This window comes from Stagnihabitans lacustris (assembly GCF_025950525.1).
GTDB lineage: Bacteria > Pseudomonadota > Alphaproteobacteria > Rhodobacterales > Rhodobacteraceae > Stagnihabitans.
The window spans coordinates 31676-45294 of record NZ_JAPDGS010000010.1; the positions used below are offsets into that span (position 1 = coordinate 31676).

The following is a 13619-nucleotide window of genomic DNA, read 5'->3' on the forward strand; positions in this document are numbered from 1 at the left end:
CCCCCGTCTTCCTTCAAGCCATTCTTTTCAAATAGATTTTCCTCATCCGCTTGAGCCTCCCTCAACACGGAAACACCGCTCAAGTGTTTTTGTGGATCAAGCAGTGCTCAGGAAATCACAAATCCCCGAAGGCAGCCGATGAGCGGGATAAAGGCATACCAGAGACGTCACGTCATGCCCAAGCGGCTCGGCAGCCGTCTGCGTGCGCATCTGCAGGAGACATTCCGCCACGGCCGAGAGAACCTTCGGCGCTTTGCCATGCGTGAGGCGGCCGACCTTCTGCGGATCAACCTGAGCCCTTTCCGGCACCACGCGTCAAACCCCGAGGGTTTCCCCGAAGGTGCGCTGGAAGGTGGCAATCGGCGGTGTTTCACAGCCGCCGAAATGGTCGAAGCGCAGAAGGTGCTGCGCGCGCCCGGGCGGATGAAGCCGGAAGGATACCCGCATCGCTGACCTGATGCGCGGGCCCGGGTGCGGAGGGTCTTCAACCGCAAGGGTGGGTCTGCCAAGACTCGACGGTGACGCCTTCGGCCAGCTTCCGGGTCTGCGCGGCTACCGCGTTCTGCTGTTTGACCTGAACAGTCAGGCCAGTCTGACGAATCTCTGGTCTGACGCACCTCTTGGGGGTCACGCGAGAGCTGGACCCAGAGATACCAACCCTTCGACCCGATCCGGACGGAAAGCCCCCTGCCCGCCACCCAAGTCATCGGCCGGACCAACGTCCCGACCGATGACTTGATCCCGACCTACGTGGACCGCAGAGGCCCGGCCAGCAAGCCAAGGGCCCTCTCCAATCCCGGAGGGAAGACGGGGCTCAGGGCAGATTCCATAATCAGGCCATACCCGGGTCAGTTCTGCGTGGATCGTCACACAGGGCCTCGGGTCTCTACTTTCGTTTCCCTGCGTTCTCTTTTGCCGCCGTCGCAGTGCCTTCCGCGCAGTTGCGAAGAACAGGCAGGACAGCGACACTGACCAAAGGCGTAATCGTCACCGAGGGCAATTGGCCCACTGAAGTGAGGGAGGCACGGCGGTTCGGGTCACCTCACTGCCAGGTGACTGGCGTTCCGCATGTCCCCAAGAGAATGCCCGCCTCGCCCGGATGTCCCCAAGCATCCGGGCGCCTTTTATCCATGCATGACACGAGGCCGGCGCGTCCCGTCGCCAGGGAGGCGGCCGCGCAGAAAGACCCCCGGGCGGCACCCTGGCGCAGGACCTTAGGGGCAAGACCCGCAGACCGTCGCGGCAACCCGAACGGCGCCCAGGATCTCATGGACGAAGGCGTCCCATTCATCGGCCGAAACCTCGGCCCGATAGCGGTCCAGCACCCGATCCAGCGCCGAAGGGTCCAGGACCCGGACACGCCGTTCGTCCGGGGACCCGAAGGTCCCGAAATAGAAGGTGCCGGGAAAGTCGAAGTTCTTGCGATGCCAAGCCTTGATCCGGGCCTGAACCTCATCCGCCGCGCAGAGCCTGTCGCCAAGGCGCCACAGCGTGACATCGGTGGGCTTGCGGGATTGATAGAGGGGGCGCAGACTAAAGTTCATCACATCGTCTCGTCTGAAGGGTGTCGAAAGGGGCCGCGCCGGAAGGGCATGCAAACACAGAGGTCGAGTTTGCCACAAACCGCCACTCCGGTGCACAGTGCCTAAGTGCTGCCTGCCTCTCGAAAGAGCATCGCGCCCTGTCCAACGAGACTTCGGGCCGGGCGGTCATGGCCCCTGCCTGCGCCACAGCGACTTTCAGGGGCCGACCAGATCCGCCACAAGGTGGGCGGCGGCGTCTGTAACCTCACCCATGTTTCCGGTCAGCGAGGCCGTCAGCATCCCCGTTTCCATCGCCCCGATTGCCGTCGTGCCGACCTGCCCCAAGCGCGCCTGCGTGTCGGCCAGCGTGATCTGGACGCTGCCGTCGATATCGCCCAGGTTGACGGCGACGTTCTGCAAGATGACGGCGCCCGCGACCGAGCCATTCTGTTCGGCCCGCGCCGTCGCCCCCTCGGTCAGCAGAACCACCCGGCCCGCCAGGCCGGAGGTGTCGACCGTGCCCGTCGTACCGGTCGAGCCGATCAAGGCGCCCGATTGCAGGGCCCCGATGGCGGTGGTCGTGATCTCGCCACTGGCAAGCGTCGCGGGCTTGAACAGGTCAAAGACCCCTTCCCCCTGCTGCGACGCCCGAATCCCCGGGGCGATCCGGCTGACGCTGGCCAGGGTCTCGCCATGGATCAGCGCATCGACCTCTGCGACAAGGTCGGCGCTGGTGTGACGGGTCTGGATCACGACGGAGCCTTTGACCTGCCCCAGGTTCTCGGCGACATTGGTCAGGCTTGCCGTCAAGGCGGCCGCCTGGCTCAGAAGGGCGCTCAGCAGCTCTTGGGGGTGCGGGCCGGGGTTTGCCGAGGCCGTGGCGGCGCCAAGCCCCAATAGGACAACCGCTTTCGTCAGCGTACCGGCCATGGTGGCGTCCTTGTCTGAAAGGGGTCGGGGTCTGAAAGGGGACAGGCGAAAGCCTGATGGGCGCCGGAACGCCCATCAGAGGACCCAAGTTCACGGGGTCGGACCCGGCGGCGGCGACGGAGGCGTCGTGCCGACCAGGGCATTGATGATGCCGACGGCAGAGTTGTCGACATGCGCCATGTTGCCCGAGATCGTCGCGGTCAGGCTGCCCGAGCCCATGGCGCCGATGGCCGTGGTCCCGATCTTGCCGATCGTGGCGTTCACGTCGTTCAGCGCCAGCTGGACCGAGCCGTTGACGTCGCCCGAGTTCACCGCGATGTTCTGGAACGAGACCAGATCGCTGATGCCACCGAAGCTATCCGCCATGGCAGTGGCCGAGGTGGTCGAGGCCTCTGCCGTCGTCGACACGCGGTCGACGATGCCCGTGGCGTTGATCGTGCCGGTGATCGAACCCGACTGCATCGCACCGATGGCGGTGGTCGACAGATCTCCCAGCGCCAGGATCGTCGGGTCCAGCACGCGCAGCACCGAATCCGGCAGGTCGCGGGCAAAGACGTTGGCGTTGGTTTGGCTATAGGACTGGAAGGGGAAATCCAGCCCGTTCAACGCGTCGATCCCCGCCGCCACGCCGTCGAAAGAGCGGCTGGTGGTGACGTTGATCGAACCGTCGACGTGGTTCAGGTTCTCTGCCACGTTCGACAGGCTGGCCGAGAGGTTGGCTGCATTGTCCAGCAGATTGTCCAAAAGCGAAGCCGAATCCTGCGAAGACGACGGGGCGGCGTGGTTGGTCGCCGGGTCGTCGCCGGTGGCCGCAAAGGCCGCTCCGGCCAGCAGGGTCAGCATCGCCGTGGAGACGAGAAGATGCTTCATCTTGTCCTCACAAGTTGAAAGGATGTCGCGCCACGAGAGGCCGTGGCGCGACGGTTGAGCTTAGTTGCCGACCAAAGCGGTGACGATGCCCGCGGTCGAACCTTGGGTCGCCGCCATGTTGCCGGTGATCGTCGCGGTCAGGCTGCCCGAGCCCATCGCGCCGATGGCCGTGGTGCCGATCTTGCCGATCGTGGCGTTGACGTCGTTCATCGACATCTGGACCGAGCCGTTGACGTCGCCCGAGTTCACCGCGATGTTCTGGAACGAGACCAGACCCGAGATGCCACCGAAGTTTTCCGCCATGGCAGTGGCCGAGGTGGTCGAGGCTTCTGCCGTGGTGGAAACGCGGTCGACGATGCCGCCGGCATTGATCGTGCCGGTGATCGAGCCCGACTGCATCGCGCCGATGGCGGTGGTCGACAGATCACCCAGCGACAGGATCGTCGGGTTCAGAACCGTCAGCAGGTTGGCGGGCAGGTCCTGGGCGTAGACAGCGGCATTCACCTGGCTGAACGAGCCGAAGGGAATGTCGCCATTCGACGAAAGGGCGCCGATGCCGTCAGCCAGACCCGCATAGTCGCGGCCGGTGGTGACGTTGATCGAGCCGTCAACGGCGTTCAGGTTCTCGGCGATGTTCGACAGGCTGGCCGACAGCGCCGTCGCATTGTCCAGCAGGCCCGACAGCAGCGATTGCGACTGCTGCGAGTCGGAGACGGTGTGGTTGGTCGCCGGATCGACGGCCTGAGCGAAAGCGGTGCCCGACAGGGCGGCCAGGATAGCGGTAGAAACGAGAAGATTCTTCATCTTGTCCTCAACAGTTGGTGTGTCGCTGCCCCCACCGGCAGCGTTACGATTTCGGGCTGGGGGTTGGGGCCCGTTTCACCTGGCGCCAGTTCTTGACGGCAGGATTGCGAAATTCCTTGGAGGAGGCGCCTCAATAGAGCCCCCCGGGTTTTTGTTGCGCGCCCAGGCTGCCCGGCGCGGGAACAGCGGGTGCGGTCTTCGGAGCCGGTGCGGCGCCAGCGGTCCCCGAAGGCCCCTCGGCGTCCGGCGCGGGCTTGTCGCCCGGCTGCTCGCCTTGCGCGCGCTTGGCGGCGGCGGTCCCGGCCTCTTTGGCGGCCTGCAGGGCCTGTTGCACGACCACCGCCGCAACCTCGCCCTCATCGCCGCCAAAGCCCTCTTGCGCCGCCTCTTTCAGCAGCAGCAAGGACAGGTTCGACAGCTTCAACGCCTCGGCCGCCTTTTCGATGGCGGTCTTGGTGTCGGTCGCCGCCATGGAGTCGTTGGCGGCGCGAATGGCCATCGTCGCGGCGGTCGTCGCCTTTTCCGCCTTGAAGGCCGCCGGACTGACGGGCGGCGCCGCCGGAGCGGCGGCCCCGGGCGCTGCCGCCGCGGGTTGCCCCTGGGGTGCCGGGGGCGCCGCCGTATGGACCGGAACCGACAGCGGCCGGGCGTCTTCGGTCCCCGTGTCATTCATCGCGGCGATGGCATCGCGCAGCGCCTGCGGGTCCGCCGTCCCCGAAGCCGTGATGCCACCATCCTCGAAGCCGATCAGGGCCTTGCACGGCGCAAGGCTGCTTTGGTCCATGATCTGACCCAGGACTTCAAAGGTCGCGAGGCTGATCATCTGGCGCAGGGCGAAATTGATCGCCTCGCGTTGCATCCCCCCGGCGTCCATCTGCACCAAGGTGTCGCCAAAAAAGTTGTTGCCGCTGCCGCCGATCTCGCTGGTGAAAATCTGCTTTTGCAGCGGGATATTGGCGACGATCCGACCCGTGTAGGCATCGGTCATCGTCAGATCCAGCGCCACCAGGATACGGCTTTGGCGATAGCGCGGGCCGATCCCGGCGACCTGTGCCGAAAAGCCGCCGCCGGGAATGAAGTCCAGACTGTTGATGCTGCCCGAGACATAGAAGTTGACCGGCACCTGGCGCGTGATGTCGCGGATACCCCAATTGGTCTCGGAGACCATGATCGCGTCGTCGCGCCGGTTGACCACCGAGACCCCGGCCTTGAAGAGGGCCGATTGCACCATCTCTCCGGCGCCCTGGGTGACGAACTTGCCAGCATTGCCGTCGGCGTAGCTTTCCTTGCCGGTGGAATCGACCACGGTGCCGACGCCAAAGATGACGTTGCGCGGCACCTTGCCGTTCAAGCAGGTCAACGCCCGGTCAAAGGCGGTCACGACGTCCTGGATCGGAGGCCCCTGCACGAGGTCAAGGTTCTGGTCACGGGGCGTGAAAGCTGCCGAGATGTAGGAACATCCGGTCAGGACCAAAAGCGCGGGGATCGCACGCCATCGCATGTGTTTGTTCTTCATTTTATACCGTCAGCCCGGGCACGCAGCCGTCGCGCCCAAGCCAAGGGCGGACAAGTCAAGCGGGCCCAGCGGAAAGGCGTTCACCCCCTCGACGGTCGAGGTCGACAGGCTGCCGTCGACGCAGCCGGTGTTGTCGGCGCTGTTCGTCGCCGAAACGGTGTTCTGGTCGCCGGTGACTTCGATGTTGGTGGTCCCGGTGTTCATCGAACCGACAGAGCTTGTGGTGTTCGTGGTGTTCCAGGTGTTGTAGATCGGCGCCTGCGGTTCGACGCGCTTGGCCGCGATGGCCTGCGCGGTTGCAAGGCCAAGGCTGCGGTCGGCGGCGGTGGCATAGCCCCAGGACGAAGACCAGCTGGAGCCGGTCGAGCTATAGGCCTGCGCATGGCAGCACTGCCCTGCCCCGCCAAGGAACAGCGCCAAGATCACTCCGAATACTGCTTTCATCTGCCATTCCGCCATATTATTGTTTTTGTGTGCTTTTTTAGTTCAGTTCAGTGATTGCGATTCCGTTTTCCCCGACGCTGACCGCATAGCCCTTGCCGTCGACCGTGTAAGACACGGCTGTCCCGCCGCTGCCGTTTGCCGAGGCGGCCGCTGCCTCCTTGGGCGTCGATCGCGCGGCGTTGGCGCCGAAATATCCCGCGGCGGCCGCTGCCGCCTCGGTCGGGCCGGACTGCGCGGCCGAGGTCACACCCTCGTCCGCGGAGGCCGACCTCGCGACGGCCTGACCACCGCTCGGGTGGGCTGCCGATTGGGCCAGGTTCGACGTGGTGCGCGGCGCGGTGCCTGCCCCGGACACCGCATGAGACCCACCCGCGCCGGTCGGAGCGAACACAGTCCTGCCCTCCGGCATGACTTCGGTGCAGGCGATGTCCGTCGCCCCGACATCCTGCCAGCACAGCGCACGGCCAACCTGCATCTGCCCCTGCGGATCGGTGCAGCCTGCCAAAATCACCGGCAAGGTGATCGAGGCCGAACATAGAAAACGAAGCGCCGCGGCAGCACGCATGATTGATTCCGACCTTTATCAATGCTCTCTCGATTTACTGACATGGCGGCGCGGATAGCGCAAAGTTCCCATGGATAATTTCACCTATCCGAAGATAGTCAGCGCAATGGATCAAGGAGTTACCGGGGGCCTTGGGCCGGGAAGTACCCGTTCAAAGCTGCCAGTGGGACTGGCAAAGGCGGTATCAGCGGGCCGTTCATAAATCTATGGACTGATCCCAGAATTAAAATACCACCCCGGAGATCAAACCGGTGTGGTATTCGCAGGCGCGTTCTTTTGACCATGTCAAGGCGGAAGATCAGCCGCCCGTGCCGGAGACGGATACCGCTGTCGTTCCACCGCCGGCCGTTGCCGCACTGGCCCCACCGGGTCCGCTGACCGAGGTGGAGGCGCCCTCCGGCCCGGCCGAAGCGGATGCGGCCCAGTCCTTGCCACTCGCCGAGGTCGATGCCTCACCGTTGCCCGCAGTTGCTGCCGCAGCACCGGTGGCAGAGCTGCTTGACGCCGAAGTCATTCCAGAACCGGCACTTGCTGCCGACGACTCCCGGGACGGCCGGGTATGCTCTGGCGCCGACTCGGGCGAAACATGGTCCTGCAGAACCGCCGGCATGCGACCCAAGGGGGCGCAGTTGCGGTAATAGACCTCGACACGCCGGTTCAGCGGCTCGGAGCCCGGTGCATTGACCGCGAGGTTCATCTTGCCCTGCCAATCCGTCGCCAGACTGACCGAATTGCTTTTGAACTGCTCGATGAAGTTGATCACCGTCATCGCGCGCCGTTTCGACAGATCCATATTATAGGCCTGCGACGCCAAGGCATCCGTATGACCAATCACCGACCCATAGGCCCGAGGATTATTGGCCACGAATGTCGCCAAAACATATTGCATGTCGGGGGACAAATCGTCTTGGTCAAGCCCGAAATACACCGTCAGCTTGCAATCGCGCGCCATACCGGGATGCGCCGAAAGTGCAAAAAGGGACAAGGCCAGTGCCTTGATTATTCGAACAGCCATCTGCTCACCTGAGTCTTTCGGTTTATTTTACGGCGTACCGTTTTCGTGATCTAGGCGCGTGCAATGGGCCAGGTCAATCAATCGAAAGTATCCCGGATCAACGCTTCAGTGCTTCGCCAATCAGACTGCTTCGGCATAGCGCAGTTGAAATTGTGCAGCCGCATCCGCTGCGTGGGACAGGTTCGCTGGCGTCAGGGTCACGGACGCGCGGGGGGCCTCACCCGCGGCGGCGCGGTCTTCAGGCCTGACCGCGGGGGTTTTGACGGTGCAATCAATCAGGTCGGGGCCTGTGGCTTCTTGATCCCAGAACATGTTTTCCTCCTGATGTTGCGCCAGACGATGCGTCCAAGAGGATTTCCGTTGCAACGGATCAAAAGGCGATCAGCCGCGATCCAAAGAGACCATTTGCACCCAAAGCGCACCCGCCGCCCCTCTCCTGTCAGGGCACCGGGTGAAACCGCCGCACCGCGGTTGCGACATGGTCCAGGTGGCCCAGGAAATCGCCCCTCGTCACAAGGCTGGACCGAGGCCCGTCGTGCAGCTGCCGCAGCATCGCATGCAAGGGCTCCAGCCCAAGCGTCGCGGCCACCCCGATGGCCTCATGCAGAAGCTCGCGGAAGGCCGGGTCCTGTTCGGAGGTCGCAGCAAGGCGCTCCGGCAGGGCCTTGGCCCAGGTCAGGAAGTTGTCGACCAGGCCGCGCCTCCCCCTGTCGCCAAGCGCCTGTCCAAGCTCGCGCCAGCGGTCCGGGTTGAAGGGAAGCCCCTGGTCCTCCGGCGCAGGGGCCTCAGTATGTCCTTGAGCGGTCAAGACCAGCCGAAGGGCGTCGCGCGTCACCGGCTTGGCCAGATGGGCGTCAAAACCCGCGGCCCGGAAGCGCTCCAAATCTGCGGGCAGGGAATGGGCGGTCAGCGCGATGATGCGGGTGTCCCGCGAGGCACCCTTTTGCCGGATCACACCCGTTGCGGTCACGCCGTCCATGCCGCGCATGGAGATATCCATCAAGATCACGTCATAGCGCCGGGCCCGGGCCAGGTCGCAGGCCTCTTGTCCATCGCAGCAGGTCGTTACGACGTGACCAAGGCCGCGCAGAAGCTCGGCCACCACGACACGGTTGATGTCGTTGTCCTCGACCAGCAGGACTTCGGTCCCCGGCGGTGCCATGTCCTGCCCATGCGGCAGCGTCAGGCGGAACCAAAAGCAGCTGCCCTCACCCGGCGCGCTTTCGACGCCGATTTCGCCTTGCATGGCTTCGACGATCCGGCGACAGGCCGCCAGCCCGATGCCGCCGTGGCTGTGGTCGCAACCGGGATCGACGCCAACGAATTCGTGGAAGATCCGCTGTTGATCCTCTTCCGGGATGCCTGGCCCGCTGTCGCTGACGCGGAATTCCAACACGACCTGCCCTTGCAGAACCTCGATCACCTCCGCCTCGACCAAGATTGCGGCGGCCTCCGAGACGGCCAGCGCATTCGCCACCAGGCTGCGCAGGACCTGACCCAGCCGGAGCGGATCGCCGTAAAGCGGCGGAAGGTCGTTCAGGAGAGCCGCTTCGATGCGGTTGCCCCGCGTCAGGGGCTGCAGGCGGTCAACCTCGTCCATGACCGTCCGGCGCAGGTCGAAGGACTGGCTCTTGATGGCCATCCCGTCCGCGTTGGCAGCGGTAAGGTCAAGGACGGAATTCACCTGGTCCAGGATCTGGGCGGCCCCCAAGCGCGCCGCCGCTAGCCAAGGCGAGGGCGCGTCACGCTCCATCACCTCCAGCGCTGCGAAGATGCCATTCAGGGGGGTGCGCATCTCGTGGCTCATCACGGTCAGGAAATCCGACTTGGCCTTGTCGCTGGCCAAGGCCGCATCCCGGGCCGCGACAATCGCCCGTTCCTGCGCGGCCCGCAAAGACATGTCGCGCAGAAAGACCGTGAAATGCAGCCCGCCTTCCGTCTCGTTGCGCGAAACCGAGAGCTCTACCGGGAAGCTCTCGCCGCTGTGGCGGATGGCTTGGGCCTCGACGCGCCCCTGGGCCGAGGTCAGAAGCCGCGTCAGGTCCTGCGCCTTGAGGAGCTGTGCAAAGTCCAGCCCGACCGCGGCTTCGCGTTCACAGCCAAAGACCAGCGCCGCCGCAGGGTTGAAGCGTTTGACCCGCCCGGCCTGATCCAGCACGATGATCGGGTCCAGCGAGGCGTCGATGATCTGCGACCGCTCTGCCGCCAGCCGCGAGATCTGCGCCGCCCGGTCTTCGGCCACGACCCGCAGCCGTTGCAGCGCCCGCGCCCAAAGGAACAGCGCCGCGATCACCGTCAACGCGGCACAAAGCGACCCCCAGACCAGCCGTTGGAACCGCGCGCGTCGGATGTCGTCGATCTGGGACATCTCTTGCATGACGGTGATCGAGACCCGGCGGATCGTGTCGGACAAGATCCGCGTCTTGACCATCAAATCCAAAAGCGCCCCGCGCAAAAGCCGCTCGTCGCCGTCCATCAACGGGACCGCCTGCGCCAGATAGTCGCGCAGCGCGCGCCGCAGCCCTTCGATGGCGCCGCCGCTGTCCACACCCCCCAAGGCCCGCCCCTCGGTGATCGTCATGATGCGGCTGTACAGGATGTCAAAGCGCTGCCTTGCGGTTTCAAGCGACTTCTCCGGATGGTGATTGGCCAAGTCCAGCTCGAAGTCCAGCCGCAGGGCCTCGTTCTCGGTCCGCGACAGCGTCCAGGCCGTGCTGTCCAGCGAGGCATCGACATAGTCGTCGAAATGGAAGCCCATCCGCCATGTCAAAGAGACAACGATAAAGATGGCGATGGCTGTGACAAGGCTGACCGCAAGCTGTCCCCGGTTCGGGTGGCGGGTCGGTCTGATCCAAAGGGGCATTGCGGTGTTAGCCCTCAGGCGCGACGAACGAGATCCTGGTGACTTGCCAGATGGCCCGGCCATAGGTCGTCTCGTTGCGGTATTCGGGGTGGGTGTCGAAGGGATACAGAACCCAGATCGGACCGCGTTCCCGCACGCTCATGGGTTGGCCGTTGCGCAGATAGGCCAAAACCGGCGCATCGAGACCAAGCTCCGCCAGGGGGATCGTCACCTCGTAGCCGTCCAGCGCCTGCAACCGGACAGACCCGCCCAAGGTTCCCACCGCCGCCACAAGGTCGCGCAGCAGGACGCCTTGGAAGTCGTCGACCTGGTGCGTCCAGATTGTCGAGGTGCGGATGGATTGCTGCGGCAGCGCCCGCAGCCAGGCCATGTTTACCTCCAGCTCTTTGTCCGCGCCGCTTTGCAGGCGGCTTCCGGCGATGGTCAGCAAGGTCGCCCCCGGGTCCTGCGCAAAGGCAGCCAAGGGCAGAAGCAGGAACAGAAGCAGGGCCCTGATCATCGCCTCACCCAATCCCCGCCTCTTTGGCGATCATTGCCGCATGGGTCCGGTTGCGCGCCGTCATCTTGCGGCACAGCGACTTCACGTGCAGCTTGATCGTCACCTCTTGCAAGCCCAGTTCCAGGGCGATTTCCTTGTTGGCCATGCCGCGGCACAGGCTTTGCAGCACGCTCATCTCGCGCTTGGTCAGCTGGACAGGGCCTTCGCGGGTCTGGATCGTGTCGACATCCGCCATCAGCGAGATCGGGGCAAAGACCTCGCCCGCGGCCATGAAGCGGATGGCGGCGCAAAGCGACTTGGTTGACATGGTCTTGGGCACATAGCCCGCCGCCCCTTCGGCCAAGGCGCGCTCGATCACCGGACGCGGCGCCACGCCGGACATCAGCGCAACCGGAACCGGCTCGGCCGCTTGGCGGATCGCGGTGAACCCGTCCAACCCGTTCATCCCGGGCATGGCGTAATCCACCAGGATCAGGTCAAAGCCCGCATCCGGCTGCAGGGCCTCCATGACGCGGGCGACGCTGGGGGCGGTCACGACCTCGACATTGCCCATGTGGCGCAGCAGGGCCGCGAGGGAATCGCGGACCAGCTCGTGGTCGTCGGCGAGCAATATCTTCATGTCTGGGGGGCTTTCTTGGCACAGATGCGGAGGCCCTATCACGGCGGCTCCCCTGCGCCACGTTTTTATAAGGTTACCAAAAGCTTACCAGTCATTTTCACGCACTGGGCCACGGGCCGCGGAAAGGCCGGGGCGGCCCATCGGGACAAAAGCCTGTGCCCGACGGTGTCAAGATCAATGGCCCTGTCGTCGTCGACCAGGATGAAAGGCAAGTCCGGCATCAGGTCCTTGATGCGGCGCAGGCCCTGGCGGCAGCGCGCAAGGCCGCCCAGAGCCGCGACATCAACCAGAAGATGCGAGACATGATGCAGGGCCCAGGTGCGCGAGAACCACTGCCGGCTTTGCACGTCGATCAGGCGGCGGCAGCGGATCAGGACATGACCCTGGGCGGCGAACAAGGCGCCCAACTGAGCGACGAGGCCCGCTTCGCAGCCGACGGCCAGCACGGCAGAGCCTATTGCCCCCGCGCCCCGGTCCTGATGCCCAGCCTTGGTCGAAAATTCGGTCGCCGAGGCCACCATCGTGGCGACCTCGGATCTTTTCAGATACATGTCCATGGTGATCGCACCTCTTTCACAGGGCGCGATTTTCGGCGGAAGCCCTGTTCCAGACAATCTTGGCAAGAGAGTAACGGGCCCATCCAGAATACCGATCCGAACATCCTTTCGATGTGATCCGGTCCGAAGGGATGGGAGGCCCGCATCGTCTTTGCCGGGATTGACCGTTTGCGCCATGACCCCGCAAAGAGAAAGGCGGCCGAACCCGCGCAGTCGAGCGCCCTTTTGGCAAGCGGGGATGGCCCCAGGTTCGGTGTTGACCCCCCGACTCGTCGCGATCGGGGCCTGTCAGGGTGCCCCGTGACACCCTTATGACACCGCCGCCAGACTTTCGGATGGGTTCACCGACGCTTGCCCGCCCTTTGGCTCCGGATGCCGACCTGTCGCCGGCGTCGGACTTCGGCAAGATCAGGCTTCCCAGAACCGAGGACAGCCATGGCCCCCCTGCTATTCACGCCGCACCACACGTCCAAGGCCCGCACCACGGCGGCCGAGCAAAGCTGGCCCGCCGGATGGTGGCTCTTGCCTGCAGTCGTGCTGGGATGCGGCCTGTGGGTCTTGATCTTTCGGCTTGTGGCAAGCTTGTTCTAGGCGCCCTCAGGTCAGCCCCAGGACGCCCGCGCGAACCACGGCCTGCGTCCGGTTGCGCGCATCCAGCTTGCGACAGATCGCGGTGACATGCATCTTGATCGTCGGTTCTGCCAAGCCAAGGTCGAGCGCGATTTCCTTGTTCTGCCGCCCGGCGCTCAATCCCGACAGGACCGAAAGTTCGGTATCCGACAAGAGCCCCACGCCCGGCCGCGACGCCTGGTTGCGCATCAGCTCCATCGGCAAATAAACCTCACCCGCGAGCATGAAGCGGATCGCATTGGTCAGGCTGCGCAACGGCGTCGACTTCAAAACCACCCCCGCCGCCCCGCCGCCCAGGATATCGTCGATCAGCCGCGCCACCGACGTGCCGGTCAGGATCGCAACCGCCCGCCCGCCATTGACCGCGATGGCCCGCCGCAGCCCCTCCAGCCCGTTCATCCCGGGCATCTGCCAATCCAGCAGCACAAGGTCAAAGGGCCCCTGCTCCGTGATCCGGGCCAGGGCCTCGTCCAGGCTGTTCGCCTTGGTCACAGCGAATTCCGCCGAATTCACCAAGTAGTTCTCCAGCATGTCCAGCACCATCTGGTGGTCATCGGCCAAAAGGATGCTCAGGGGGAGGGTCGCGGCCATGGAAGTCACTTTCGCCAAAGGCAAGGAATTTGTAACCGTGTTTTGGCAATATTATTCCGCACAGGAAAGTCCAACCCACCCAAAGGTATAGCGCGTATCAACCTTTGAGTGTCTTGCCACAAGACCGCCAAACGACCGAAGATGCGCGCCCAGCGACTGGCAAACCGGGGGCGCAACGGCATGCGGCCAAGTC

Annotated in this window: 16 protein-coding genes; 2 read left to right on the plus strand and 14 right to left on the minus strand. The window is 64.5% G+C overall.

All coding sequences use genetic code 11. From position 1 onward, the window contains the following. The first annotated feature begins 174 nt into the window (after positions 1–174). Positions 175–453 (plus strand): hypothetical protein, encoded by a 279-nt coding sequence (locus NX862_RS17385; protein WP_264495205.1) that lies wholly within the window; start codon positions 175–177, stop codon positions 451–453. A gap of 761 nt (positions 454–1214) precedes the next feature. Here NX862_RS17385 and NX862_RS17390 read toward each other — a convergent pair. From NX862_RS17390 to NX862_RS17450, 13 genes are all read right to left on the minus strand, one after another. Next, the gene (locus NX862_RS17390; RefSeq protein ID WP_264495206.1) at positions 1215–1544 is read right to left on the minus strand and encodes a hypothetical protein; all 330 of its coding nucleotides are present in this window, start codon (positions 1542–1544) and stop codon (positions 1215–1217) included. 195 nt (positions 1545–1739) lie between these two features. Further along, positions 1740–2453, minus strand: a complete 714-nt coding sequence (locus NX862_RS17395; protein WP_264495207.1) for a hypothetical protein — start codon at positions 2451–2453, stop codon at positions 1740–1742. Between the two features lie 90 nt (positions 2454–2543). Then, positions 2544–3323, minus strand: coding sequence for a hypothetical protein (locus NX862_RS17400; protein ID WP_264495208.1), 780 nt, complete (start codon positions 3321–3323; stop codon positions 2544–2546). 60 nt (positions 3324–3383) lie between these two features. Then, positions 3384–4127: a hypothetical protein gene (locus NX862_RS17405; RefSeq protein ID WP_264495209.1), complete on the minus strand. Its 744-nt coding sequence runs from the start codon at positions 4125–4127 to the stop codon at positions 3384–3386. 130 nt (positions 4128–4257) lie between these two features. Beyond that, positions 4258–5628: a CsgG/HfaB family protein gene (locus NX862_RS17410; protein WP_264495210.1), complete on the minus strand. Its 1371-nt coding sequence runs from the start codon at positions 5626–5628 to the stop codon at positions 4258–4260. Positions 5629–5652: 24 nt separating this feature from the next. Next, positions 5653–6087, minus strand: coding sequence for a hypothetical protein (locus NX862_RS17415; RefSeq protein ID WP_264495211.1), 435 nt, complete (start codon positions 6085–6087; stop codon positions 5653–5655). 37 nt (positions 6088–6124) lie between these two features. Beyond that, a complete protein-coding gene (locus NX862_RS17420; RefSeq protein WP_264495212.1) occupies positions 6125–6652 on the minus strand; it encodes a hypothetical protein in 528 nt (175 codons plus the stop codon). 298 nt (positions 6653–6950) lie between these two features. Continuing rightward, positions 6951–7667, minus strand: coding sequence for an OmpA family protein (locus NX862_RS17425; RefSeq protein WP_264495213.1), 717 nt, complete (start codon positions 7665–7667; stop codon positions 6951–6953). A 120-nt stretch (positions 7668–7787) separates the two neighbouring features. Then, positions 7788–7979 (minus strand): hypothetical protein, encoded by a 192-nt coding sequence (locus NX862_RS17430; protein WP_264495214.1) that lies wholly within the window; start codon positions 7977–7979, stop codon positions 7788–7790. Positions 7980–8106: 127 nt separating this feature from the next. Continuing rightward, on the minus strand, positions 8107–10425 hold the full coding sequence (locus tag NX862_RS17435; protein ID WP_264495215.1) for a response regulator: 2319 nt from the start codon (positions 10423–10425) through the stop codon (positions 8107–8109). 112 nt (positions 10426–10537) lie between these two features. Continuing rightward, complete coding sequence (locus tag NX862_RS17440; protein WP_264495216.1) at positions 10538–11029, minus strand: putative pterin-binding protein; 492 nt, start codon at positions 11027–11029, stop codon at positions 10538–10540. Between the two features lie 4 nt (positions 11030–11033). Then, on the minus strand, positions 11034–11648 hold the full coding sequence (locus NX862_RS17445) for a response regulator (RefSeq protein ID WP_264495217.1): 615 nt from the start codon (positions 11646–11648) through the stop codon (positions 11034–11036). A 65-nt stretch (positions 11649–11713) separates the two neighbouring features. Beyond that, a complete protein-coding gene (locus NX862_RS17450; RefSeq protein WP_264495218.1) occupies positions 11714–12199 on the minus strand; it encodes a hypothetical protein in 486 nt (161 codons plus the stop codon). Positions 12200–12640: 441 nt separating this feature from the next. Here NX862_RS17450 and NX862_RS17455 point away from each other — a divergent pair, with 441 nt between their 5' ends. Next, the gene (locus NX862_RS17455; RefSeq protein WP_264495219.1) at positions 12641–12796 is read left to right on the plus strand and encodes a hypothetical protein; all 156 of its coding nucleotides are present in this window, start codon (positions 12641–12643) and stop codon (positions 12794–12796) included. A gap of 6 nt (positions 12797–12802) precedes the next feature. Here NX862_RS17455 and NX862_RS17460 read toward each other — a convergent pair whose 3' ends face one another. Beyond that, a complete protein-coding gene (locus tag NX862_RS17460; protein WP_264495220.1) occupies positions 12803–13426 on the minus strand; it encodes a response regulator transcription factor in 624 nt (207 codons plus the stop codon). Between the last annotated feature and the right edge of the window lie 193 nt (positions 13427–13619).

Bases quoted from the DNA above. Each gene is read 5' to 3' on its own strand.
- NX862_RS17385 (WP_264495205.1), top strand. From the start codon at position 175: ATGCCCAAGCGGCTCGGCAGCCGTCTGCGTGCGCATCTGCAGGAGACA.
- NX862_RS17390 (WP_264495206.1), bottom strand. From the start codon at position 1,544: ATGAACTTTAGTCTGCGCCCCCTCTATCAATCCCGCAAGCCCACCGAT.
- NX862_RS17395 (WP_264495207.1), bottom strand. From the start codon at position 2,453: ATGGCCGGTACGCTGACGAAAGCGGTTGTCCTATTGGGGCTTGGCGCC.
- NX862_RS17400 (WP_264495208.1), bottom strand. From the start codon at position 3,323: ATGAAGCATCTTCTCGTCTCCACGGCGATGCTGACCCTGCTGGCCGGA.
- NX862_RS17405 (WP_264495209.1), bottom strand. From the start codon at position 4,127: ATGAAGAATCTTCTCGTTTCTACCGCTATCCTGGCCGCCCTGTCGGGC.
- NX862_RS17410 (WP_264495210.1), bottom strand. From the start codon at position 5,628: ATGCGATGGCGTGCGATCCCCGCGCTTTTGGTCCTGACCGGATGTTCC.
- NX862_RS17415 (WP_264495211.1), bottom strand. From the start codon at position 6,087: ATGAAAGCAGTATTCGGAGTGATCTTGGCGCTGTTCCTTGGCGGGGCA.
- NX862_RS17420 (WP_264495212.1), bottom strand. From the start codon at position 6,652: ATGCGTGCTGCCGCGGCGCTTCGTTTTCTATGTTCGGCCTCGATCACC.
- NX862_RS17425 (WP_264495213.1), bottom strand. From the start codon at position 7,667: ATGGCTGTTCGAATAATCAAGGCACTGGCCTTGTCCCTTTTTGCACTT.
- NX862_RS17430 (WP_264495214.1), bottom strand. From the start codon at position 7,979: ATGTTCTGGGATCAAGAAGCCACAGGCCCCGACCTGATTGATTGCACC.
- NX862_RS17435 (WP_264495215.1), bottom strand. From the start codon at position 10,425: ATGGGCTTCCATTTCGACGACTATGTCGATGCCTCGCTGGACAGCACG.
- NX862_RS17440 (WP_264495216.1), bottom strand. From the start codon at position 11,029: ATGATCAGGGCCCTGCTTCTGTTCCTGCTTCTGCCCTTGGCTGCCTTT.
- NX862_RS17445 (WP_264495217.1), bottom strand. From the start codon at position 11,648: ATGAAGATATTGCTCGCCGACGACCACGAGCTGGTCCGCGATTCCCTC.
- NX862_RS17450 (WP_264495218.1), bottom strand. From the start codon at position 12,199: ATGTATCTGAAAAGATCCGAGGTCGCCACGATGGTGGCCTCGGCGACC.
- NX862_RS17455 (WP_264495219.1), top strand. From the start codon at position 12,641: ATGGCCCCCCTGCTATTCACGCCGCACCACACGTCCAAGGCCCGCACC.
- NX862_RS17460 (WP_264495220.1), bottom strand. From the start codon at position 13,426: ATGGCCGCGACCCTCCCCCTGAGCATCCTTTTGGCCGATGACCACCAG.